Origin of the sequence: Pseudomonas taiwanensis DSM 21245 (assembly GCF_000425785.1) — a bacterium.
GTDB classification, from domain to species: domain Bacteria; phylum Pseudomonadota; class Gammaproteobacteria; order Pseudomonadales; family Pseudomonadaceae; genus Aquipseudomonas; species Aquipseudomonas taiwanensis.
In genome coordinates this window covers 94,440-117,016 of sequence record NZ_AUEC01000024.1, presented here as the reverse complement: position 1 = coordinate 117,016, position 22,577 = coordinate 94,440, and the positions used below count along the sequence as shown (strand labels likewise).

General features: G+C 62.9%; 18 protein-coding genes and 1 pseudogene. 11 read left to right on the top strand and 8 right to left on the bottom strand.

Annotation, left to right across the window (positions count from 1 at the left end; genetic code table 11):
* Positions 1-359: 359 nt before the first annotated feature.
* From H620_RS0111975 to H620_RS0111955, 5 genes are all read left to right on the top strand, one after another.
* Positions 360-1,976, top strand: coding sequence for an APC family permease (locus H620_RS0111975; RefSeq protein WP_023381780.1), 1,617 nt, complete (start codon positions 360-362; stop codon positions 1,974-1,976).
* Positions 1,977-2,005: 29 nt separating this feature from the next.
* Positions 2,006-2,932: a 4-hydroxyproline epimerase gene (locus tag H620_RS0111970; protein WP_027907419.1), complete on the top strand. Its 927-nt coding sequence runs from the start codon at positions 2,006-2,008 to the stop codon at positions 2,930-2,932.
* Between the two features lie 51 nt (positions 2,933-2,983).
* Positions 2,984-3,931 carry a dihydrodipicolinate synthase family protein gene (locus H620_RS0111965; RefSeq protein ID WP_023381782.1) on the top strand — a complete coding sequence of 316 codons (948 nt, stop codon included), beginning with the start codon at positions 2,984-2,986 and terminating at the stop codon, positions 3,929-3,931.
* 77 nt (positions 3,932-4,008) lie between these two features.
* Positions 4,009-5,586, top strand: coding sequence for an aldehyde dehydrogenase (NADP(+)) (locus H620_RS0111960; RefSeq protein ID WP_023381783.1), 1,578 nt, complete (start codon positions 4,009-4,011; stop codon positions 5,584-5,586).
* Between the two features lie 2 nt (positions 5,587-5,588).
* Positions 5,589-6,836 (top strand): FAD-dependent oxidoreductase, encoded by a 1,248-nt coding sequence (locus H620_RS0111955; protein ID WP_023381784.1) that lies wholly within the window; start codon positions 5,589-5,591, stop codon positions 6,834-6,836.
* Between the two features lie 59 nt (positions 6,837-6,895).
* Here H620_RS0111955 and xenA read toward each other — a convergent pair.
* Positions 6,896-7,987: pseudogene (xenA, locus tag H620_RS0111950) on the bottom strand (xenobiotic reductase XenA).
* A gap of 53 nt (positions 7,988-8,040) precedes the next feature.
* Here xenA and H620_RS0111945 point away from each other — a divergent pair.
* Positions 8,041-8,376, top strand: a complete 336-nt coding sequence (locus H620_RS0111945; protein ID WP_023381786.1) for an ArsR/SmtB family transcription factor — start codon at positions 8,041-8,043, stop codon at positions 8,374-8,376.
* Positions 8,377-8,514: 138 nt separating this feature from the next.
* Here H620_RS0111945 and mqo read toward each other — a convergent pair whose 3' ends face one another.
* Both mqo and H620_RS0111935 read right to left on the bottom strand, forming a co-directional pair.
* Positions 8,515-10,152, bottom strand: a complete 1,638-nt coding sequence (gene mqo / locus H620_RS0111940; protein ID WP_023381787.1) for a malate dehydrogenase (quinone) — start codon at positions 10,150-10,152, stop codon at positions 8,515-8,517.
* 332 nt (positions 10,153-10,484) lie between these two features.
* The gene (locus H620_RS0111935) at positions 10,485-11,003 is read right to left on the bottom strand and encodes a carboxymuconolactone decarboxylase family protein (RefSeq protein ID WP_027907418.1); all 519 of its coding nucleotides are present in this window, start codon (positions 11,001-11,003) and stop codon (positions 10,485-10,487) included.
* Between the two features lie 129 nt (positions 11,004-11,132).
* Between H620_RS0111935 and H620_RS0111930 the strand changes: the two genes are divergently transcribed.
* Positions 11,133-11,963, top strand: a complete 831-nt coding sequence (locus H620_RS0111930; protein ID WP_027907417.1) for an AraC family transcriptional regulator — start codon at positions 11,133-11,135, stop codon at positions 11,961-11,963.
* Between the two features lie 66 nt (positions 11,964-12,029).
* Here the strand turns inward: H620_RS0111930 and H620_RS25745 are convergent, their stop codons facing one another.
* The 3 genes from H620_RS25745 to H620_RS0111915 all read right to left on the bottom strand — a co-directional run bounded on the left by H620_RS25745 (position 12,030) and on the right by H620_RS0111915 (position 16,126).
* On the bottom strand, positions 12,030-13,415 hold the full coding sequence (locus H620_RS25745) for an MFS transporter (protein WP_049818778.1): 1,386 nt from the start codon (positions 13,413-13,415) through the stop codon (positions 12,030-12,032).
* Between the two features lie 81 nt (positions 13,416-13,496).
* The gene (locus tag H620_RS0111920; RefSeq protein ID WP_027907416.1) at positions 13,497-15,080 is read right to left on the bottom strand and encodes an aldehyde dehydrogenase (NADP(+)); all 1,584 of its coding nucleotides are present in this window, start codon (positions 15,078-15,080) and stop codon (positions 13,497-13,499) included.
* A 101-nt stretch (positions 15,081-15,181) separates the two neighbouring features.
* A complete protein-coding gene (locus H620_RS0111915; protein WP_027907415.1) occupies positions 15,182-16,126 on the bottom strand; it encodes a LysR family transcriptional regulator in 945 nt (314 codons plus the stop codon).
* Positions 16,127-16,241: 115 nt separating this feature from the next.
* Between H620_RS0111915 and H620_RS0111910 the strand changes: the two genes are divergently transcribed.
* Both H620_RS0111910 and H620_RS0111905 read left to right on the top strand, forming a co-directional pair.
* A complete protein-coding gene (locus tag H620_RS0111910) occupies positions 16,242-17,423 on the top strand; it encodes a fumarylacetoacetate hydrolase family protein (RefSeq protein ID WP_027907414.1) in 1,182 nt (393 codons plus the stop codon).
* A gap of 274 nt (positions 17,424-17,697) precedes the next feature.
* Entirely contained in the window at positions 17,698-19,485 is a 1,788-nt protein-coding gene (locus tag H620_RS0111905; RefSeq protein ID WP_027907413.1) for an IlvD/Edd family dehydratase, read from the top strand.
* Between the two features lie 321 nt (positions 19,486-19,806).
* Here H620_RS0111905 and H620_RS0111900 read toward each other — a convergent pair whose 3' ends face one another.
* Together H620_RS0111900 and H620_RS0111895 are read right to left on the bottom strand one after the other, a co-directional pair.
* Complete coding sequence (locus H620_RS0111900) at positions 19,807-21,150, bottom strand: sensor histidine kinase (protein WP_027907412.1); 1,344 nt, start codon at positions 21,148-21,150, stop codon at positions 19,807-19,809.
* Positions 21,147-21,806, bottom strand: a complete 660-nt coding sequence (locus tag H620_RS0111895) for a response regulator transcription factor (protein ID WP_023381798.1) — start codon at positions 21,804-21,806, stop codon at positions 21,147-21,149. The genes H620_RS0111900 and H620_RS0111895 overlap by 4 nt, the downstream gene beginning before the upstream one ends.
* Positions 21,807-21,938: 132 nt before the next feature.
* On the opposite strand from H620_RS0111895, the gene H620_RS26950 reads away from it, so the two are divergent.
* Entirely contained in the window at positions 21,939-22,109 is a 171-nt protein-coding gene (locus tag H620_RS26950) for a hypothetical protein (protein ID WP_155950781.1), read from the top strand.
* Positions 22,106-22,576: a DUF2271 domain-containing protein gene (locus H620_RS0111885; protein ID WP_027907411.1), complete on the top strand. Its 471-nt coding sequence runs from the start codon at positions 22,106-22,108 to the stop codon at positions 22,574-22,576. Before H620_RS26950 ends, H620_RS0111885 begins: the two co-directional genes overlap by 4 nt.
* Position 22,577: the final 1 nt, after the last annotated feature.

The window sequence follows — 22,577 nt, the reverse complement described above, 5'->3', positions numbered from 1 at the left end:
ACCGCCTGTGCGGTGCATCGCGAGCAAGGCTCGCTCCTACGCTCGTTACGGGCCTGTTGTGACTGTGACAGGCGCACATTGCCTTGTAGGAGCGAGCCTTGCTCGCGATGCGGTTGCGCTACAGCCAACACGCCACGATGCCTACAGCCTATCCAAGCGCACGAACGAATCGCCAGCGCTTTTCGCAATTGTGCCGATTTCGTCACCCACCCTGCAGAAAACCATCAAGAACCCATCCCCTCCCCCAGTCCACTCTATGCCCCACGCAAGCCGCACCACACCTACAAGAGCGCGGCCAGAAAAGCCGCACATCGTGACATCAGACCTGCCTATCCAATAACCAACAAAAAGGCGAACCCATGTCAGGCAAATTCAAGAAACAGCTGTCATTGCTCGACCTCACCTTCATCGGCCTTGGCGCCATCTTCGGTTCAGGCTGGCTGTTCGCCGCCAGCCACGTATCGGCCATCGCCGGTCCTGCCGGTATTTTCTCCTGGTTCCTCGGCGGGTTCGCCGTCTTGCTGCTGGGCATCGTCTACTGCGAACTGGGTGCCGCCCTGCCCCGCGCCGGAGGCGTTGTGCGCTACCCGGTTTACTCCCACGGCCCGTTGCTCGGCTACCTCATGGGGTTCATCACCCTGATCGCATTTTCCAGTCTCGTCGCCATCGAGGTGGTCGCCTCGCGTCAATACGCGGCAGCATGGTTTCCCGAACTGACCAAGACCGGCTCGAGCGACCCGACGCTCCTCGGTTGGTTGGTGCAGTTCGGCCTGCTCTGCGTGTTCTTCCTGCTCAACTACCGCAGCGTTAAGACCTTCGCCAAGGCCAACAATCTGGTCAGCGTGTTCAAGTTCATCGTGCCGTTGCTGGTGATCGGCGTGCTGTTCACCTTCTTCAAGCCAGCCAACTTCGAGGTCCAGGGCTTCGCCCCGTTCGGACTGTCGGGCGTGGAAATGGCAGTGTCCGCCGGTGGCATCATCTTCGCCTACCTGGGCCTGACGCCGATCATCTCGGTCGCGAGCGAAGTGAAGAACCCCCAGCGCACCATTCCCATCGCATTGATCCTGTCGGTGCTGCTGTCCACTGCGATCTACGTGCTGCTGCAACTGGCGTTCCTCGGCAGCATTCCGACCGAGATGCTGGCCAATGGCTGGGCCGGCGTGACCAAGGAACTGGCCCTGCCCTACCGTGATATCGCCCTGGCGCTGGGTGTGGGCTGGCTGGCCTACCTGGTGGTGGCCGACGCGGTGATCTCGCCCAGCGGCTGCGGCAACATCTACATGAACGCCACTCCACGCGTGGTCTATGGCTGGGCGCAGACTGGCACCTTCTTCAAGGTCTTCACCCGCATCGACGAACAGTCCGGCATCCCACGTCCTGCGCTGTGGCTTACCTTCGGCCTGTCGGTATTCTGGACCCTGCCGTTCCCATCCTGGGAAGCGCTGATCAACGTCGTCTCGGCCGCTCTGGTTCTGAGCTATGCCGTAGCTCCGGTCTCGGTCGCCGCCCTGCGCCGCAACGCCCCGGACATGCACCGTCCTTTCCGGGTCAAGGGCATGGGTGTGCTCGGCCCTCTGTCGTTCATCATCGCCGCGCTGATCGTCTACTGGTCGGGTTGGAAAACCGTGTCGTGGTTGCTGGCCCTGCAGATCGTGATGTTCGTGTTGTACCTGCTGTGCGGCCGCTTCGTGCCCACCCAGCATCTCTCGCTTGGCCAACAGGTGCGCTCGTCCGCCTGGCTGATCGGCTTCTACGCCGTGACCATCCTGCTGTCCTGGCTCGGCAGCTTCGGCGGACTGGGTGTCATCGGGCACCCGATGGACACCCTGGTCGTCGCCGCCTGCGCGCTGGGCATCTACCACTGGGGCGCCACGACCGGCGTGCCGGCCCACCTGGTGCGCCTGGACGGTGACGACGAAAGCGAAGCCAGCGCCGAACCGCACCCTGGCCACCGCCCTGTCGCGGTCGCCTCTTGAACCCTGGCCCTTCTTCAATGGACACGACCATGAAACGCATCCATGTCATCGACTCCCATACCGGCGGCGAACCGACTCGCCTGGTGATCAATGGCTTCCCCTCGCTGAGTGGCCGCAGCATGGCCGAGCAACGCGACGAACTGCGCGAGCTGCATGACCATTGGCGCCGCGCCTGCCTGCTGGAACCACGCGGCAACGATGTGCTGGTCGGCGCGCTGTACTGCGAACCGGTATCGGCTGACGCCACCTGCGGGGTGATCTTCTTCAACAACGCCGGCTACCTGAACATGTGCGGCCACGGCACCATCGGCCTGGTCGCCTCGCTGCAGCACCTGGGGCTGATCGAACCCGGCGTGCACAAGATCGACACCCCGGTCGGCCAGGTCAGCGCCACGTTGCACGAGGACGGCGCCGTGACCGTCGGCAACGTACCCGCTTACCGCTATCGCCGGCAGGTCGCAGTCGAAGTGCCCGGTTACGGCGTAGTGCACGGCGACATCGCCTGGGGCGGCAACTGGTTCTTCCTGGTGTCCGAGCACGGCCAACGCATCGAGCTGGATAACGTCGAGGCCCTGACCAACTACACCTGGACCCTGCTCAAGGCCCTGGAAGCGCGCGGTATCACCGGTGAAGACGGTGCGCCCATCGACCATGTGGAGTTGTTCGCCGACGACGCCAATGCCGACAGCCGCAACTTCGTGATGTGCCCCGGCAAAGCCTACGACCGCTCCCCTTGCGGCACCGGCACCAGCGCCAAACTGGCCTGCCTGGCCGCCGACGGCAAGCTCGCCGAAGGCCAGACCTGGACCCAGGCGAGCATCACCGGCAGCCAGTTCCAGGGCCGCTTCGAGCGTGAGGGCGAGCGCATCCGTCCGTTCATCACCGGTCGCGCCCACATGACCGCCGACGCCACCCTGCTGATCGACGAACAAGACCCTTTCGCCTGGGGCATCTGAACCGCCCCGGCTTCAACCCTCGACACCTGATTACCGCTAGGAGTGACTACCATGACCGACAACATCTTCACCGGCTGCATGCCTGCCCTGATGACCCCCTGCACCGCCGCGCGCAAACCGGATTTCGATGCGCTGGTGCGCAAGGGCCGCGAGCTGATCGAAGCCGGTATGAGCGCTGTGGTGTACTGCGGCTCGATGGGTGACTGGCCGCTGCTGACCGAGGCCGAGCGCCAGGAAGGCGTTGCGCGCCTGGTGGCGGCCGGCATCCCGACCATCGTCGGCACGGGTGCGGTGAATACCCGTGAAGCGGTGTCGCACGCCGCCCATGCCGCCAAGGTCGGTGCCGCCGGCCTGATGGTGATTCCACGGGTGCTGTCCCGTGGCGCCTCGCTGATCGCCCAGAAGCACCATTTCGCCGCCATTTTGCAGGCTGCGCCGAAACTGCCAGCGGTCATCTACAACAGCCCCTACTACGGCTTCGCCACCCGTGCCGACCTGTTCTTCGAACTGCGCCGCGAGTACCCGAACCTGATCGGCTTCAAGGAGTTCGGCGGCGGCGCCGACCTGCGCTACGCTGCCGAACACATCACCTCCAAGGACGACGACGTGACCCTGATGGTCGGTGTCGACACCCAAGTGGTACATGGCTTCGTCAACTGCAACGCCACGGGCGCTATCACCGGCATTGGCAATGCCTTGCCCCGCGAAGTGCTGCACTTGGTGAGCCTGAGCAAGCAGGCCGCCAAGGGCGACGCCAAGGCCCGTCGCCTGGCCCGTGAGCTGGAGTCGGCGCTGGCGGTACTGTCGTCGTTCGATGAAGGGTGCGACCTGGTGCTGTACTACAAGCACCTGATGGTGCTCAACGGCGACAGCGAATACACCCTGCACTTCAACGAAACCGACGTACTCACCGACGCCCAGCGCAACTATGCCGAACAACAATACGCGCTGTTCCGCCAGTGGTACGCCAACTGGTCGGCCGAACAGAACATTGCGTGACTCTAGGGGGGCTGCTGCGCAGCCCTTTCGCGGCGCATCGCGCCCCAAGCTCTGATTCAGATTTCGAAGGAAGCCCCATGCACCTGACAGGTAACCTGCTGATCGGTCAAAACGCCGTGACCGGCAGCCGCGAAGCGCTTCGCGCCATCGACCCTGCCACCCACCAGGCTCTGGAACCGGCGTATGCCGGCGGCACAGGCGAGCACGTGGCTCAAGCCTGTGCACTGGCCTGGGCAGCGTTCGACGATTATCGCGAAACCACGCTGGAACAACGCGCCCGCTTTCTCGAAACCATCGCCGAGCAGATCGAAGCATTGGGCGATGCCCTGATCGACCGCGCCGTCGCCGAGACGGGCTTGCCCAAGGCGCGCATCCAGGGCGAACGCAGTCGAACCTGCACCCAACTGCGCACCTTTGCCCGGGTCATACGATCAGGTGAATGGCTGGACGTGCGTGTCGACAACGCCCTGCCCGAGCGCCAGCCATTGCCACGCCCCGACCTGCGCCAGCGCCAGGTCGCCCTGGGCCCGGTGGCGGTGTTCGGCGCCAGCAACTTCCCGCTGGCCTTCTCGGTTGCCGGTGGCGACACCGCCTCGGCACTGGCCGCTGGTTGCCCAGTCGTGGTCAAGGCCCACAGCGCCCACCCTGGTACCAGCGAGCTGGTCGGCCATGCCGTGGCCCGCGCCGTGAAACACTGCGGCTTGCCCGAGGGCGTGTTCTCGCTGTTGTACGGGGCAGGCCGTGAAGTCGGCATCGCCCTGGTCAGCGACCCGCGTATCAAGGCTGTCGGCTTCACCGGCTCGCGCAGCGGTGGCATCGCTTTGTGCCAGGCTGCCCAGGCGCGCTCGGAACCTATCCCCGTCTATGCGGAAATGAGCTCGATCAACCCGGTGTTCCTGTTCGAAGCCGCGCTGCAAGCCCGTGGCGAGGCACTGGCCCAAGGCTTCGTCGCCTCGTTGATCCAAGGCGCGGGCCAGTTCTGCACTAACCCCGGCCTAGTGATCGCTCGCCAGGGGCAGGCCCTGCAACGCTTCATCCAGGCAGCCAGCGAGCAGCTCCGGCAGGCGGACGCACAGACCATGCTCGCCCCTGGCATCTTCGCCGCCTATGAAGCCGGCGTCGGCGCCCTGGCCGCGAACGCCAATGCCCAGCATGCGGCCAGCGGCAAGCCGCACACTGGCCCGAACCAGTGCCAGGCGCAGCTGTTCATCACCCAGGCCAGTGCATTGCTTGCCGACCCGGCGTTGCAGGCAGAAGTGTTCGGCGCGGCTTCGTTGGTGGTGGCCTGCGACAATGACGAGCAGATGCGCCAAGTTGCCGAACACCTGGAGGGCCAACTCACCGCCACGCTGCACCTGGACGATGCCGATATCGGCCGCGCACGTGCCCTACTGCCGACACTTGAACGCAAGGCCGGGCGCATTCTGGTCAACGGCTGGCCGACCGGCGTCGAAGTGTGCGATGCCATGGTCCATGGCGGGCCGTTCCCGGCCACATCCGATGCACGCAGCACCTCGGTCGGTACTGCGGCGATCCTGCGCTTCCTGCGCCCGGTGTGCTACCAGGGCATGCCTGATGCACTGCTGCCGCCGGCACTCAAGCACGACAATCCGTTGCAGTTGCGCCGCCTGCTCGACGGTAGACGGGAAAGCTAGCCATGGTCGAAACCCTTGAAACCGATATCGCCGTGGTTGGCGCCGGCATCGTCGGAGTCGCCTGTGCCCTGCAACTGGCCCGACAAGGCCGCCGCGTGCTGCTGATCGACCGTCAGCAACCAGGCCTTGGCGCCTCCTACGGCAATGCCGGACACCTGGCGACCGAGCAGGTGTTCCCTATCGCCGACCTGTCGATACTCAAGCGCCTGCCCCGCATGCTGTTGGACCCGATGGGCCCGTTGCGGCTGGACTGGAAGTACCTGCCAAAGGCCTTACCCTGGTTCACCCGCCTGCTGCTCAACCTGCGGCCGGCACCGTTCCAACGCAGTGTGGCCGGCATCCGGGCGCTGAACGAAGCCAGCCTGGGGGCATGGCAGCGGTTGCTGGGGTCGATCGGGCGCAACGACCTTTTCAAGGAAGATGGCTCGTTGCTGGTGTTCGAGCGACCGGAAACGCGGCAGGCGCTCGATGCCCTGCAGGCGCGCATGCGTGAGCAGGCCGTGCCGGTGGAATACTGGTCCGGTTCTGCTGTTCAGACGGCGGCGCCGCAGCTCAATGCGCAGATCCAGGGCGGCTTGTTCTTCCCCCGTACCGGGCATTTCCTGGACCCTCACCGCGTGGTCGCCGAGCTGTTCGACGCTGCACGATCCTGTGGCATGCAGTTCGCTCGCCATGAAGTCGTGGGAGCCACACTGGAAGCGCATGGCGTGACCTTGGCCACCGCCCAACGTCAGCTCAAGGCGCGCCAGGTGCTGATCGCCTGTGGTGCCCATTCGGCGAAACTCACCAGCGCTCTGACCGGCAAACCGGTGCCGTTGGACACCGAGCGCGGCTACCACCTGATGTTGCCTGACGAGCAGCAGCGGTTGCCGTTCGCCGTCACCTCGTTCGAACGCAAGTTCATCATGACGCCCATGGCCGAGGGCCTGCGCCTGGCCGGCACGGTGGAATTCGCCGGGCTCGACGCGCCGCCGAGCATGCAGCGTGCCTGGCAGTTGCACCGTTTGAGCAAAGGGTTGTTCCGGCGAGACCTGAGCATCGAGGGGGCCACGCCATGGATGGGCTTCAGGCCATCATTGCCGGACTCGTTGCCGGTGATCGACCAGGTGTGCGAAGGACGGGTGATATTGGCGTTCGGGCATCAGCATCTGGGGCTGACCCAAGCGGCGGTGACGGCGCAATGGATTGCGCAAATGCTGGCGGGTAAGAGGGGATCGCAGATGGAAGCTTACCGGCTGGACCGGTTCTGATCCCCATTGCAAAGGCCGCGTCCACCTGTGGAAGCGGCCTTGCGTCGCGAAAGGGCCGCTCAGCGATAGCGCTCGAGCCAGTGTGCATATGGCGCTGGCAAGGTCCACGAGGCTTTATCGACCCCCAGTTCCTTGGCCGCGAAATACGCCCAATGCGGGTCCGCCAAATGGGCGCGGCCCACCGACACCAGGTCGAGCTGATCGGCCTTCAGTGCCCCTTCCGCCAACTGTGGCGTACCGAAGCCCCACGCCGAAGTCACCGGCAGACCCGCCTCACGGCGCACACGCTGGGCAATCGGCCCCATGAAGGCGGGCCCTCACGGAATGTGGGTGTCGGGAATGGTGAAACCGACGCTGACACTCAGCAGGTCCAGGCCACCCGCCTTGAAACGGCGCGCCAGCTCGATCGACTCTTCAAGGGTCTGCTCGTCGCGACCGTCATATTCCAGCACACCAAAACGCGCGGTCAGCGGCAGGTGCTCTGGCCACACTTCGCGCACGGCGGCGAGGGTTTCCAGCAGAAAGCGGCTGCGGTTCTCGAAGCTTCCACCATAGGCATCGGTCCGCCGGTTGGAATGCTCGGAGAAGAAGCTCTGGCCCAGGTAGCCATGGGCGAAGTGCAGTTCGATCCACTCAAACCCAGCATCGCGGGCACGGCGGGCGGCGTCGACGAAGTCCTGCTTGACCCGTGCGATATCCTCCAGGGTCATCGCACGGGGTACTTTCGGCAAGTGGGCACCGAAGGCGATGGCCGAAGGGGCGATGGTGTCCCAGCCTCGGGCGTCGTCGGCAGCGATATGGTCATCGCCCTCCCAGGGGCGGTTGGCACTGGCCTTGCGGCCGGCGTGGGCGATCTGGATGCCCGGCACCGAGCCTGCGGCCTTGATCGCCTTCACCACCGGGACGAAAGCTTCGGCATGCGCATCGCTCCAGATGCCCGCGCAACCGGGGGTGATGCGCCCTTCTGGCGATACTGCCGTGGCCTCGACCACCAGCAGGCCAGCACCACCCCGGGCAAGACCTGCCAAGTGCACATGGTGCCAGTCATTGATCATGCCGTCCTCGGCCATGTATTGGCACATCGGCGGGATCGCGATGCGATTACGCAGGGTGACATCCTTGAGGGTATAGGGTTCGAACAGCGCGGACATGGACAGACTCCAAGGGTTAACGACATTTACGATAGTTCGATCATATTCGAACTATGGCAATTTGTGAAACCCCCGTTATCATGGCGACCATGCGAGCCTACAAACATCCCAACCCCGAAGACCTCATCCTGGAGCGCGTGCTCTACGCCCTGAGCGACCCTGTGCGCATGGAGATCGTGCGCCATCTGGCAGGCGTGGCCGAGGCCAGTTGTGGCGAGCTGGACGGCGGTCGGCCAAAATCCAGCATGTCCCATCACTTCCGGGTATTGAGGGATGCGGGGCTGGTGCATACGCGCAACGTCGGCACCACGCACATGAATTCACTGCGTAGCGAAATGCTCGATGAGCGCTTCCCTGGCTTGCTGGGGTGCATCCTGCGGCAGGTGTAGAGAACGAACGAGCTTCTCGGTGCCCGCACCGGCCCTTTCGCGGGTGAACTCGCGTCTGCAGGCTCCATCACTGCCTACCCAAGCCAAAAAAAAAGCCACGAGGTCACCCCCCGTGGCTTTCGTTCACGACGCTGCCGCTTACAGCGCCATGTCGTTCTCGGGCTTACTTTCCAGCGGCTGGCTCACACCGGTGCTGGTACCGACGCTCTGGTCGATCACCGGCGGTTTCTCCAGTTGCAGCACTTCAGCGGTGTAGTTCCACTCTTTCTGAGTAGCCGCCGCCGAATCGTTCAACTTGGTGCCGTAGCTCGGGATGATCTGCTTGATCTTGGCCTGCCACTCAGGGGTCGCGACCTTCTCCTTGAACACGGTTTCAAGCACATGCAGCATGATCGGCGCTGCAGTCGAGGCGCCTGGCGAGGCACCCAGCAGGCCAGCGATGGTGCGGTCTTGCGAGGCAACCACTTCGGTACCCAGCTTCAGCACGCCGCCTTGGGCTTCGTCACGCTTGATGATCTGCACGCGCTGACCAGCCTGCCACAGTTTCCAGTCTTCTTTCTTGGCGTTCGGGAAGTAGGTGCGCAGGGCTTCGAAGCGGTCGTCGTCAGACTGCATCAACTGACCGGCGAGGTATTCCACCAGCGGGTACTGGTCGATACCCACCTTGGCCATCGGCCATACGTTGTGGGTGGTGGTGCTGCTCAGCAGGTCCAGGTACGAGCCGTTCTTCAGGAACTTGGTCGAGAAGGTAGCGAATGGCCCGAACAGGATCACGCGCTTGCCGTCCAGTACGCGGGTGTCCAGGTGCGGAACCGACATGGGCGGCGCGCCGGTCGAGGCGATGCCATAGGCCTTGGCCATGTGCTGCATGGCCACGGTCGGGTTCTCGGTGACCAGGAACGAGCCACCCACTGGGAAGCCTGCGTACTCCTTGGCTTCAGGAATGCCCGACTTCTGCAGCAGCTTCAGCGCGCCGCCACCGGCGCCGATGAACAGGAACTTGGCATCGGTAGCCGACTCGGTACCGTCCTTCAGGTTCTTGTACTCGACGTGCCACGAGCCGTCTTCGTTGCGGGTGATGTCCTGCACTTCGGTGGACAGTTTCAGGTCGAACTTGTCCTGGGTCTTGAGGTGACCGACGAACTGGCGGGTGATCTCGCCGAAGTTGACGTCGGTACCGATGGGGGTCCAGGTCACGGCCAGCTTCTGGTTCGGGTCGCGGCCTTCCATCATCAGCGGGACCCACTTGGCGATCTGCGCGTGGTCCTCGGAATACTGCATCGGGCGGAACAGCGGGCTCGCCTGCAGCGCGTCATAGCGCTTCTTCAGGAACTTGATGTTGTCGTCGCCCCACACGAAGCTCATGTGCGGGGTGGTGTTGATGAACGAGTGCGGGTTCTTCAACACGCCCTGGCGTACCTGCCAGGCCCAGAACTGACGCGAGATCTGGAAGGCTTCGTTGATTTCGATGGCCTTGGAGATGTTGACGTTGCCGTCTTTGTCTTCCGGCGTGTAGTTCAGTTCGGCCAGCGCGGAGTGGCCGGTACCGGCGTTGTTCCAGCCGTTGGAGCTTTCTTCGGCGACGCCGTCCAGGCGCTCGACCATTTCCATCGACCAGCTTGGCTCCAGCTCGTGCAGCCACACGGCCAGGGTGGAGCTCATGATGCCGCCGCCGACCAGCAGCACATCGACTTTCTTGGTTTCTTCGGCGTGCGCTTGCATGAAGCTTGCAGCGACAGCCAGACCCAGCAAGGTCTTGCCAGCTTTCTTGAACATTGATCAATTCCAGTCAGTAGAACGAAGGGGGTCTGTGGCTAACCCGGGTATTGCTTGTTCTTCAGCGCAGGCTTGTTGTTGATCATTGTTCAGCAGCCAGAGAACCAGAAAACGACCCAGCCTTTTGTCGTATTGACCGACATGGCTGAATCGTTTCGCCGATTGTATCTGAAATGCCAGCACAAACAAATTGCAGGGCCCAGCGTCAAGGCGACAGGATGTCTCACTGGACATCCACCGCTTGCGCCTGATTCCCCCCCAGGATATCCGGTCCCCCTGGTAAGGCGCAGTGGGTTTCCCCCCGACTTCTGGGCGCTTTGCCAGCGTACCTCCTAGTGTGCCGACGGCGGGAAGTCGATCTCGGTAGTGGCGATGTTGTTCAGGTAGTTGGTCAGGGTCAACAACGTGACCTGTGCCACCACCTCCACGATCTTGCCATCGTCAAGACCGGCCTCGCGTGCCGCAGCGATCTGCTCGTCGCTCAATTGGCCTCGGCTCTCGGTGATCTGGTGAGCCAGCGCTGCAACTGCGCTGAGTGTGCCGCTGCGGGCTTGGCCAATGGCCTCATCGCTCAGACCAGCCTTGGCACCAAAGAAGGCGTGTGCAGCCAGGCAGTAGTCGCAACCATTGATTTGCGAGGTGGCAAGGGCAACGACTTCACGCTCGGCGGCGCTCAGTGAGCTCTTGCCCAAGGCTTGGGCGAGGCCCAGGTAGCCCGTGAGCGCAGCCGGGGAGTGAGCCAGGGTCTTGAAGGCGTTGGGAATGAAGCCGAGACCTTTTTGAATGCCTTCGAGGGCTGTGCGCGAGCCAGCAGGAGCGTGGTCCAGCGAGAGAGCAGCGATACGCGTCATGGTAGTTCTCCAGTAGGTTGATTAGCCAGCTTGTCGATCAAGCCTGGAGCCAATCTTAGGGAGGTGGACTATCCTTTCGGATTCAGATCGTCGAATATTTGCAACAGATCGTCTAAATTCGAGTGCGCCATGGACCGATTATCGACACTGCTCAAGCACTTCAACCTGCACGCGTCCACCTTCCACCAGGGTGGTTTCTGTGGAACGACCGGCTTTGATGGGCAACACAGTCTCGGCCACGCACATCTGCTGCGTTCAGGGCGTCTGGCCTTCAGCGGCGCGCGCGGCCAGCTCACCGAGCTGACCGAACCCAGCCTGATTCTGGCGGTGCGGCCGCAGGCGCATCAGCTGCTGGCCAGCGAGGCAGATGAAGCAGAATTGGTGTGCGCTACCTTGCAGTTCGATGGCGGGGCCAATAATCCGCTGACCCTGGCTTTGCCGGACTTCATCATCAAGCCACTGCGCGAATTGCAGGGCCTCGATGGCACCCTCGACTGGTTGTTCGAAGAGGCCTTCGGCGACGAATGTGGACGGGATGTCATCCTCAATCGGCTGTTCGAGCTGATGGTGATCCAGCTACTTCGCCATCTGATCGCCAGCCGCAGCATTGCCTCGGGGATGATGGCCGGGTTGGCCAATGCTCAGCTGTCCCGCGCGCTGGTGAGTATCCACAACGAGCCACAGCGCAATTGGTCCGTGGCGCAGCTGGCTGATCGCTCAGGCATGTCACGCGCAAGCTTTGCTACGCACTTTCGCGACACCGTGGGTGTCACCCCCGCGGATTACCTGGCGAACTGGCGAATCAGCCTGACGCAAAAGCGCCTGCGCGAAGGCCGCCCCATCGCCCTGATTGCCGATGAGGTCGGCTACGAAAGTCCGTCAGCGCTGGCCCGCACCTTTCGCCGAAAGGTAGGCACGAGCCCAAGGGAATGGCTGCAGCAGATCACGCAAGACGCCTAGCCGAACGCTTTCCCCATTGCGTAAGCATCAACAGCACCGGCCTCGGCGTCCTGGTATGCAAGGTGCTCATGCCATCTCCGGCTCCATTTGCGTACGTCGCTCGACGCCGGACCGCTTCAGCATTGCAGCAGGTATCGCCAGGATGAGCATGCCACTGATGAATAGGCACAAGCCCAGCACGTAGGTGCCGTTGTTGATATTGCCAGTGAGGTTCTCCGCCACTGCCGTGATCATCGAGCCGGTGAAGCCGGACAAGTTGCCAATCGCGTTGATCATGCCAATGCCCGCCGCCGCCGCGACTCCCGACAACACGGTGCCTGGCAGCGTCCAGAAGATCGGCATCAGGCTCAGCACACCAGAAGCGGCAACCGTGAGGAAAACAATCGACAGCATGACGTTATCTGCGAACGCGGCGCTGAGCATCAAACCACAGCCGCCGATGAACGCAGGTATCGCTGCATGCCAGCGGCGCTCGCCCGTACGGTTGGAATGGCGCGCATTCAGGAACATCGCAATGACCGCCACGCTGTAAGGAATGGCGGTCAACAAGCCGATCTCCAGGCTGCTGGTCACGCCCGCGCTCTTGATGATCGACGGCATCCAGAAGGCCAAGCCATAGAAACCGGTATTGAACGTCAGGAGGATCAAGACCAGCAACCAGACTCGCGGGTTGAAGAATACATCGCCCAACCGCGAGACCTTACCGTGTTCCTCCTGTTGCAGGTTGGCCTTGAGCAATTGCTTTTGCGCATCCGACAGCCAACCAGCCTTGTCGATGTTGTCGCACAGGCAGGTGAACACCACCACGGCCATGATCACCGAGGGCAAGCCTTCGATCAGCAGCATCCATTGCCACCCCGCCAGGTCATGCCAACCATCCATTCGGGTCATCAGCCAACCCGACAGCATGCCGCCGAGGGTGAGGCTGACAGGCATCGCCATCAAAAAGCCCGACATGACTCGGCTTTGCCGATGAGTCGGGAACCAGTAGTTGAGGTACAGGATTACTCCAGGGAAAAAACCAGCCTCGCAAATACCCAGCAGAAAGCGCAGCACATAGAACATGGTGCTGGACTCGACGTGGAAAAACCCTGCCAACGGCTGGGTGAACGCGACGGCCATCGAAATGATCGCCCAACTCAGCATGATCCGCGCGATCCAGAAGCGCGCGCCGTAGCGATGCAACAGCAGGTTGCTCGGTACCTCGAACAGGAAATAGCCCCAGAAGAACACGCTCGCGCCCAGGGCGTACACGGTGTTGCTGAACTGCAGGTCATCGAGCATGCTCAGTTTGGCAAAGCCGATGTTGACCCGGTCCAGGTAGGCTGCGATGTAGCACAGCAACAGGACTGGCAGGATACGCAAGATGACCTTGCGGTAGGTGCGATCTTCGAACGCCTGATCGGGGGCGGGGGCGACATTGTGTTGAGCCATGGCCAAGCCTCTTGGCATGTCGTGCATGCCTGTTGTTGTTATCGAATGAGCACCGGGTACGACCGCACCCGGTGGTATTGCGCCTATCGGTAGCAGTGTTCAGCGAATCGGTTCACGGGTGGGCTGGCCGTCGACCAATCTCAGCAGCCCCAGGGGGTTGGCGTCGCGCAGTGCCTCGGGAAGCAGTGCATCAGGGAAGTTCTGGTAGCACACCGGACGCAGGAAGCGGTCGATCGCCAGCGTGCCGACAGAGGTGCCACGGCTGTCCGAGGTGGCCGGATACGGGCCACCATGAACCATCGCGTCACTGACTTCGACGCCAGTCGGGTAACCGTTGACCAGCACCCGGCCAACCTTCTGTTCGAGCACCGCCACCCAAGGCGCGGCCTGCGCCAGGTCGCCGGGTTCGCCAATCAGCGTGGCGGTCAGTTGGCCGCCAAGCGCGTGCAACGCGGCAACAAGCTGGTCCTGGTCAGCCAGTTCAACCACCACCGTGGCCGGGCCGAAGATCTCTTCTTGCAGCAGCGGCTCCCCCTCCAGCAACAAGTGCGCATCGGCCTGGAACAGCTGAGGCCAGGCCTGGTTACCCTGCTGCTCGGCCCCTGCAAGAAGGCGGATGCCGGCCCGCGCCTTGAGGGTGTCTACCCCCCGGGCGTAGCTGGCCAGGGTGTCGGCGTTGAGCATGGTTTGCGGCGCCTGCTCGGCCATCTGTGCGCACAGGTGCTCGACGAAGGCGCTGAATTGCGCTGAGCGTACCCCCAGCACCAAGCCTGGGTTGGTGCAGAACTGTCCACATCCCAATACCACCGAAGCGGTCAGTTCACGTGCCACGGCCTCGCCGCGAACGGCCAGCGCCTGGGGCAGCACCAGCACCGGGTTGATGCTGCTCATTTCGGCGAATACCGGAATCGGTCGAGGTCGCGCCGCCGCCATATCGCACAAGGCACGCCCCCCCTTGAGCGAACCGGTGAAGCCGACGGCCTGAATGTCAGGGTGCTTGACCAACGCCTCGCCGACCCTGCCGCCAAACACCATGTTGAATACACCCGCCGGCATGGCGCAGCGTTCAGCAGCGCCGACGATCGCCTCGGCGACCCACTGCGCCGTGGCCATGTGGCCGCTGTGTGCCTTGAACACCACGGGGCAGCCGGCGGCCAACGCTGCGGCGGTATCGCCACCGGCCGTCGAGAATGCCAGGGGGAAGTTGCTGGCGCCAAAGACGGCGACCGGCCCCAGGCCTATGCGGCATTGGCGGATGTCCAGGCGAGGCACTGGCTGACGCTCGGGCTGTGCACGATCGATGCGAGCGCCGGTGAAATCACCTCGTCGCAGTACGGTGGCGAACAGCCTCAGCTGGCCGCTGGTCCGCACCCTCTCGCCCTGGATACGCGCGGGGGGCAAGGCCGTTTCACGGCATACGGTTTCGATGAAGTCATCACCCAAGCCATCCAGGGCGTCGGCGATCGCATCGAGGAACTCGGCCCGGCGCGCGGCGGACAGTGCCCGGTAGACCGGATAGGCTGCAGCTGCCGCACGGGCAGCGGCGTCCACCTCCTGTTCCGTGGCTTGATGAAAGGCGTCGGGCAGTGCCTGTCCGGTGCGCGCATCGATGCTGTAAAGGGTCGCCTGGCCAGTAGCGCGGCGGCCCCCACCGATGAATTGTTGGCCTGCGTGTGACGTCATGGGTGATTCCTCGGCGTTACGAAAGACATGGGGCGCTAATCTAGGCGGCTCTGCGATTCTTGCCCAATGGCTTTTAGGGATCATCCGATAACGGAACGTTATCAATCCTCCGAAACACGACGCGCATGCGTCAGGAGGATCTCGGCAAATTCCAAGGCCGCGCCGCTCAAGGGCTCACCCTTGCGGGTGAGAATGCCGTAGTCCTGGGGTGTGAGGTGCAGTGGCGTGTCCAGATTGACCAGCACGCCACTGGCCAGGTGCGGCTCGACCATCGCCTGGGGCAACATGCCGATCATGGGCCCGCCCAGTAGCACCTTGAGGAAGGTCTGCATGGAAATGGTATCGATGGTGTTGCGCGGCACGGCAACGCCCGCCTCGGCGAAGGCCCGCTCCATGCGTCCGCGGATGGGCGTGCCCTTGGGGTAGAGAATCCACGGCCACTCCAGCAATTGTGGCAAGGTCACCGGCCCAACATTGCTCAAAGGGTGCTGGTCGTTGACCACGAAGCAGAAGGGCTCCGGCGCCAGCGGCTGGAAGTCGAAGCGCTGGCGCTGGGACACGTCGGTAAAGCGGGCCACAGCCAGGTGCAGGATCTTGTCTTCGAGCATGGCCATCAGGTGATCGCTGGTTTGCTCCACCACCTCGATCGACAGCAATGGCTTGCGCTGCTTGATCTCGACGATGGCATCCGGCAACGCCACGGCGGTGGCCGCGAAAATGCCACCCACCTTCAAGTGGCCGTGCCCACCCTGGCGCAGGCTGTCGATCTGATCGACGAAGTTGCGCGCATCGTTCAATGCGACCTGGGCATAGCGCAATACCTGCTCGCCCAATGCGGTGGGCGGCATGCTGCGCGGCAGGCGGTCGAACAGGGCGAAACCGAGCAGGTTTTCGATTTCCTTGAGCATCTTGCTGATCGCCGGCTGGGTAAGGTTCATCTGCTGCGCCGCCAAGTGCATGTTGTGGGTGCGCCCAAGGGTGTCGATGAGCAACAGGTGGCGGAACTTGAGCCAGTTGCAGACGTGGGAGAAAGACAGGTCCGACATGTGATCCACCTTTGTTGCAATAACCATATGTTATCGAATAGTGAAAAGATGCCATTGGAGTTTATCGCGCGGCTTGCCTAGCGTGCAGCTTTCCTGTTCCAAGAGATTTGATGCCATGCCGATAACCCTCACGCCCGCCAACACCCTGCCCGAGGATGGCCTGACCGGCACCCTGATCGGTCGCGCCTGGACCCCCGGCGAACCTGGGGGCCCTTCGCTGATCACCCTGCGAGCCGATGGCGTGTTCGATCTCTCCGAGCGCTTCGCCACCCTCAGCCAGCTACTCGAAAGCCAAGACCCCGTGCAGGCAGTGCGCAGCACCCCAGGCCGCTTCCTGGGCAGCGTAGAGGACTTGCTGGGCAACAGCGGCGAAGCGTTCGACGCCGACCTGCCCTATCTGCTCGCGCCGGTCGACCTGCAGGTGATCAAAGCAGCGGGCGTGACCTTCGCCGCCAGCATGATCGAGCGGGTGATCGAGGAGCAGGCTGGTGGCGATGCCAGCAAGGCGGAGTCCGTGCGCGCCACGGTGCGCTCGGTGATCGGCGACAACCTGCGCGCAGTGCGCCCTGGTTCTCAACAGGCCATGGCGCTCAAGGCACTGCTGATCGAACAGGGCATGTGGTCGCAGTATCTGGAGGTCGGCATCGGCCCGGATGCCGAGGTGTTCACCAAGGCCCCGGTGTTGGCGGCGGTCGGCAGTGGCAGCGCCATCGGCGTGCATCCGCATTCGGCCTGGAACAACCCCGAGCCTGAGGTGGTGCTTGCAGTGGACAGCCGCGGTCGCATCCACGGCGCGACCCTGGGCAATGACGTCAACCTGCGCGACTTCGAGGGGCGCAGCGCGCTGCTGCTGAGCAAGGCCAAGGACAACAACGCCTCCTGCGCGGTCGGCCCGTTCATTCGACTGTTTGACGAGACCTTCGACCTGGACGCGGTGCGCCGCTGCGTGATCGACCTGGAAGTCGTAGGCACCGACGGTTACCGCCTGATCGGCAGCAGCTCGATGGATCAGATCAGTCGCGACCCAGAGGATCTGGTCCGGCAGACGCTCAATGAAAACCACCAGTACCCCGACGGTTTCCTACTGTTCCTCGGCACCCTGTTCGCCCCGACCGAGGATCGCGACCTGCCTGGTGCGGGGTTCACCCACAAGCCTGGCGACCAGGTGCGCATCGCCAGCCCCTTGCTGGGCCAGTTGCACAACCAGGTGACCACGAGTGACAAGGCCCACCCCTGGACCTTCGGCCTCGGCGCGATGATGCGCAACCTGGCCGCCCGAGGGCTGCTGCAACACTGACGCAACGGGCACCCCTGGCACATGAAATCGGCGCCATGCGCTCCGGCGGCCTGGCGCCGATCCTGGGTATCTTCTGGTCGGCCTGACCGGTGGGGCCTACTGGGTGCTGACGCTCTATACACTGGCGCTGTCTGAGCTAGCCCTGATCGGCACCTGGCTGTCGACCGAAACCCGTGATAACGCGATTGGCAGCACCGTCTCAGGGGTGCCCAGCCTTGCCCAGGCCAGCGTGTTGCAACGCCGACCGGTGCCCATAAATACAAGAGAGAATGACATGACCGATACCCTGAAACGCCCGTTGCGCAGCCAGCAATGGTTCGACGACCCGAGCCACGCCGACATGACCGCGCTGTACGTCGAGCGCTACATGAACTACGGCCTGACCCGCGACGAACTGCAATCCGGGCGGCCGATCATCGGCATCGCCCAGACCGGCAGCGACCTGACGCCTTGCAACCGCCACCACCTGGAACTGGCCCAACGGGTCAAGGCGGGGATTCGCGATGCTGGAGGGATCCCCATGGAGTTTCCGGTGCACCCGATCGCCGAGCAGAGCCGCCGACCAACCGCCGCGCTGGACCGTAATCTCGCCTACCTGGGCCTGGTGGAAATCCTCCACGGCTACCCGCTGGATGGCGTCGTGCTGACCACCGGCTGCGACAAGACCACACCGGCCTGCCTGATGGCCGCTGCCACCACGGACATGCCAGCCATCGTGCTCTCCGGTGGGCCTATGCTCGATGGCCACCACAAGGGCCAGCTGATCGGGTCGGGCACGGTGTTGTGGCATGCGCGCAACCTGATGGCCGCGGGCGAAATCGACTACGAAGGCTTCATGGAGATGACCACCGCCGCCTCGCCGTCGGTTGGCCACTGCAACACCATGGGCACGGCACTGTCGATGAACGCCCTGGCCGAGGCACTGGGCATGTCGCTGCCAGGCTGTGCAAGCATCCCCGCGCCCTACCGCGAACGCGGGCAGATGGCCTATGCCACCGGCCGACGCATCTGCGAGCTGGTGATGCAGGACGTACGCCCGTCGTCGATCATGACCCGCGAGGCGTTCGAGAATGCCATTGCCGTGGCTTCGGCCCTGGGCGCTTCGAGCAACTGTCCGCCGCACCTGATCGCTATCGCCCGGCACATGGGGATCGAGCTGTCGCTGGACGACTGGCAGCGCATCGGAGAGGACGTGCCGCTGCTGGTCAACTGCATGCCGGCGGGCAAATACCTGGGTGAAGGCTTCCACCGCGCGGGCGGCGTACCGGCGGTGATGCACGAACTGCGCAAGGCCGGCCGTCTGCACGAGGCATGCGCGACAGTCAGCGGCAAGACCATCGGCGAGGTGGTTCGCGATGCAGTCACCAGCAATCGCGAAGTCATTCTCCCGTTCGATGCCCCGCTCAAGCACAACGCCGGATTCATCGTGCTCAGCGGCAACTTCTTCGACAGTGCGATCATGAAGATGTCGGTCGTCGGTGAAGCCTTCCGCAAGACCTATCTGGCCGAACCCGGCAAGGAGAACAGCTTCGAGGCCAGGGCCATCGTGTTCGAGGGGCCAGAGGACTACCACGCCCGCATCGACGACCCTGAACTGGACATCGACGAGCGTTGCATTCTGGTGATTCGTGGCGCCGGCACCGTGGGTTACCCAGGCAGCGCCGAGGTGGTCAACATGGCGCCACCTGCCGCGCTGATCAAGAAAGGCATCGACTCGCTGCCGTGTCTGGGGGATGGACGCCAGAGCGGTACGTCGGCCAGCCCTTCGATCCTCAACATGTCACCGGAGGCAGCCGTCGGCGGTGGCCTGGCGCTGCTGCAGACCAACGACTGGCTACGGGTGGACCTCAACCAGCGGCGCGTCGACCTTCTGGTGGACGACGAAGAGGTGGCACGCCGGCGTGCAGCCTGGACGCCGAACATCCCTGCCTCGCAGACACCATGGCAGGAGCTCTATCGCCAACTCGTTGGGCAGTTGTCCACCGGCGGCTGCCTGGAGCCGGCGACGCTACACATGCGTGTGATCGCCAGGACGGGCGGAGTGCCACGGCATTCTCATTGAAGATCCTGAAAAGGGCTCCCACGGTGAACCTGTGGGAGCTGGCGCAGCTTGCGATCGGACGCCATCACCCCCGCACCAGAGGCTGTTGGGCTACGTAAGGGACATGCCCCTCGCGTGCACGATGGACAGCGATGAACGCTCATCCGGGCCTCGCATGACCTGGACCCAATGGCCAAGGCGCTGCTGGAGGAAGCTGCGCTGGGGAGGATAAAACATTCAGACCGCAGCACGGAAAAGCCCCAGAAAACCTACCGTTTTCCAAGGCGTGATGTGCTCCCGGCAAGGGCTGATTCATGGTACCAATAGAACGCCGGTGACATCTCAGTCTTTTAGGTTGGGGGCAAGCGGTAACCAGATGCAGACTTCAAACCCGTCTTCTCGACCTGTTGCCGGGGAGCGCAATTTCATGCTGGCATTCACCCCCTGCACGATGGTTTTGGCAATCGCCAAGCCCAGTCCAGAACCACTGATCTCACTGTGACCGCGCACAAAACGCTCGGTCAGGTGCTCCAAGGTAGACTTCGGCACCGTTGGGCCGCTATTGATAACCCGTAGCTGTGCTTGTTCGGTCAGGCTGACTTCGACCGGTTGGTCCGTTGCTCCATACTTCAGCGCATTTTCAATCAGGTTGCGCAGCAGAATGCCAAAGGCGTCCGGGTCGATGATCGAGTAGACACCCGTCTGGCTTGGCAGTTGCAACTCAATGCGCTGCCCGCTGCGTTGGTTCCACTCGTCCACTCCGTGGGCAAGCAATGGAATCAGGTCCTGTGGCGTTTCGGACAACAGCCCGCCGCCCTCGGCTTTGGCCAGCTGCATGAGTTTTTCTGAAAGCCGTGAAAGCTCGCGCAACGCGTTCTCGATCTTCTGCGCACGCCTTCGCAATGGACCGTCGGGCGCTTCACGGTGTAACCGCTGGATCTGCGCCAGGGTCGAGGCCAACGGTGTGCGTAGTTCGTGGGCACTGTTGGCGGTAAAGCTGCGCTCGGCCTCCAGGGCATTGCGCAAGCGCTCCAGCAGGTGATTGACCGCCTCAGCCAGCGGATCGATTTCAGCCGGCAGGTGCTCCACCTTGATCGGCGACAGATCACCCACACCACGCGCTTCGATAGCACGGCGGTAAGCCAGCACGCTGCCAAGGCTGAAACGCACAAATAACCAGGTGCCCAGCAGGCTGATAGGAATCAACACCAACAAAGGCAACAACAACGCAAACAAGGCCTCCCGCGCGGCTTCGCGACGGTGACCAAGCGGTTCGGCAATCTCGATGAACAACGTCTGGCGCAGTGCACTGGCGCCATACAGTCGGTACTTTTCAGAAGTGGAAAAACCTTCGGTGGGTTGTCGATTGAAGATCTCCGGATTGGCGTCGTGAGACTGCATCAGAATCTTGCCCTTGGCATCGCGCACCAGGTACGTCAGGTATTCCTTGTGCATTTTCAGGGTCGCAACGTGCTGCGCAGTCCGAGGCGCTTGCCGATTGCTGATTTCCAGCTCGACCAAAGGCAGGATGCGTTGCGCTGTCTCTTCCAACGCGCCGTCGAACGCTTCGTTCAACTCGTGTCGCACCACCAGCCAGGCACCAACTGTCGCCAGCAGCCAGAGTAAAGTCATTCCCAGGGTTAGCCCCAGGCCGAGACGTATTTGCAGGCTCGAAGACGGCTTCATGCGGACATCAACCGGTAGCCCATGCCCCGCACGGTTTCAATCAGGTCGCGCCCAAGTTTTTTACGTAGGCGGCTGATGTAGACCTCGATGGTATTGCTTTCGATTTCGGCGCCGAAGGCATACAGCCGCTCTTCAAGCTGCGATTTGGACAGCAGCGCACCGGGGCGTTGTACAAACGCCTCGAACAGCGCCCACTCCCGCGCCGTGAGGTCCACCGTCGCACCGCTGCGCTGCACCGTACGGGCACTCATGTCGACCTGCAAGTCGCCGAGCTTGATCTGTGGATTGGGGTTGCCGCTATAACGTCGGGCCACCGCCGCTACACGGGCCGAGAGCTCAAACAGGTCGAACGGTTTAACCAGGTAGTCATCGGCACCGGCATTGAGACCCGCGATACGATCGGATATCTGGTCCTGTGCGGTCAGGATGATCACCGGCGTCACCTCCCCTGCCGAGCGTTGTTGACGCAGAAAATCCAGGCCAAGCCCATCCGGGAGCATCAGGTCCAGCAGAATCAAGTCGTAAGGCGTAGTACGGACGCTAGTGCGTGCGTGATCCAGGCGCTGCACCCAATCGACGGCGTGGCCGTCATCGGCAATCTGCTCGCGCACCGCTTCCCCCAAGCCTGGAGCGTCCTCGACCAATAGAACTCGCATCTGACACCTCCTGTGATGGTTGTCGGGCGGCACCTTAATCGTCCTAGCTGACGTGAATCTGAAGATTCAGCTGGTTGTCAGGAATGCACCTTAGGGTATGCCACAGACACCGACCCCGGCAGGAGATAGATCATGAAATCAGATTGTATCGCCAATGCCAGGCAGTTGAGCCTGCTGGTCAGCGGTTACGCCCTGGCCGCAGCCCTCGCGCCGAACGACGCCTCACCTGTCGATGAGTTTCAGGTTGCTGTCAGCAAGCAGGTCCAGACTCTCGATCCAACGATCAACAGGACGCTTTCATGAAAAAGATCATTGCAGCAACCTGCCTCGTCGGCGCCATTGCGCTGCCGGCGCTGGCCCAGGCCCGCGAAGTGGCCTTGACCACACAACTCAAGGACTACAGCGGTAACGATGCCTACCTGGCGATCTACGTCACCGATGCCAATGGCCAATATCAGAAAACCCTCTGGGTAGCCGGCAAGAAGGCCAAATATTACAAACACTTGGGCGACTGGGCCCGTGGCAGCGGCATGAACCCGAGTGAGTTCGATGGGGTCAGCGGCGCCAGTGTCGGCAGTGGAAGCACGCTCAACGTCAGCGTGGAACTGGCAGACACCCTGATCGATGCCGGGTATCAGATTCGCATCGACAGCGCGGTGGAGGACAAACGTGACGCCCGCGGCGATGTGAGCGTACCCCTGACGTCCAAGGGCTCAGGCAAGCCCGCGGCCGGCAGTGTCTACGTCGACACCTTTACTTACGATCTGTAAC

Coding starts and splice junctions, on each gene's coding strand:
- H620_RS0111935 (WP_027907418.1), bottom strand. CDS start 11,003: ATGACGCGTATCGCTGCTCTCTCGCTGGACCACGCTCCTGCTGGCTCG.
- H620_RS0111975 (WP_023381780.1), top strand. CDS start 360: ATGTCAGGCAAATTCAAGAAACAGCTGTCATTGCTCGACCTCACCTTC.
- H620_RS0111915 (WP_027907415.1), bottom strand. CDS start 16,126: ATGTCGGACCTGTCTTTCTCCCACGTCTGCAACTGGCTCAAGTTCCGC.
- H620_RS0111960 (WP_023381783.1), top strand. CDS start 4,009: ATGCACCTGACAGGTAACCTGCTGATCGGTCAAAACGCCGTGACCGGC.
- H620_RS0111930 (WP_027907417.1), top strand. CDS start 11,133: ATGGACCGATTATCGACACTGCTCAAGCACTTCAACCTGCACGCGTCC.
- H620_RS0111945 (WP_023381786.1), top strand. CDS start 8,041: ATGGCAATTTGTGAAACCCCCGTTATCATGGCGACCATGCGAGCCTAC.
- H620_RS0111970 (WP_027907419.1), top strand. CDS start 2,006: ATGAAACGCATCCATGTCATCGACTCCCATACCGGCGGCGAACCGACT.
- H620_RS0111905 (WP_027907413.1), top strand. CDS start 17,698: ATGACCGATACCCTGAAACGCCCGTTGCGCAGCCAGCAATGGTTCGAC.
- H620_RS0111965 (WP_023381782.1), top strand. CDS start 2,984: ATGACCGACAACATCTTCACCGGCTGCATGCCTGCCCTGATGACCCCC.
- mqo (WP_023381787.1), bottom strand. CDS start 10,152: ATGTTCAAGAAAGCTGGCAAGACCTTGCTGGGTCTGGCTGTCGCTGCA.
- H620_RS25745 (WP_049818778.1), bottom strand. CDS start 13,415: ATGCCAAGAGGCTTGGCCATGGCTCAACACAATGTCGCCCCCGCCCCC.
- H620_RS0111920 (WP_027907416.1), bottom strand. CDS start 15,080: ATGACGTCACACGCAGGCCAACAATTCATCGGTGGGGGCCGCCGCGCT.
- H620_RS26950 (WP_155950781.1), top strand. CDS start 21,939: ATGAAATCAGATTGTATCGCCAATGCCAGGCAGTTGAGCCTGCTGGTC.
- H620_RS0111900 (WP_027907412.1), bottom strand. CDS start 21,150: ATGAAGCCGTCTTCGAGCCTGCAAATACGTCTCGGCCTGGGGCTAACC.
- H620_RS0111885 (WP_027907411.1), top strand. CDS start 22,106: ATGAAAAAGATCATTGCAGCAACCTGCCTCGTCGGCGCCATTGCGCTG.
- H620_RS0111895 (WP_023381798.1), bottom strand. CDS start 21,806: ATGCGAGTTCTATTGGTCGAGGACGCTCCAGGCTTGGGGGAAGCGGTG.
- H620_RS0111955 (WP_023381784.1), top strand. CDS start 5,589: ATGGTCGAAACCCTTGAAACCGATATCGCCGTGGTTGGCGCCGGCATC.
- H620_RS0111910 (WP_027907414.1), top strand. CDS start 16,242: ATGCCGATAACCCTCACGCCCGCCAACACCCTGCCCGAGGATGGCCTG.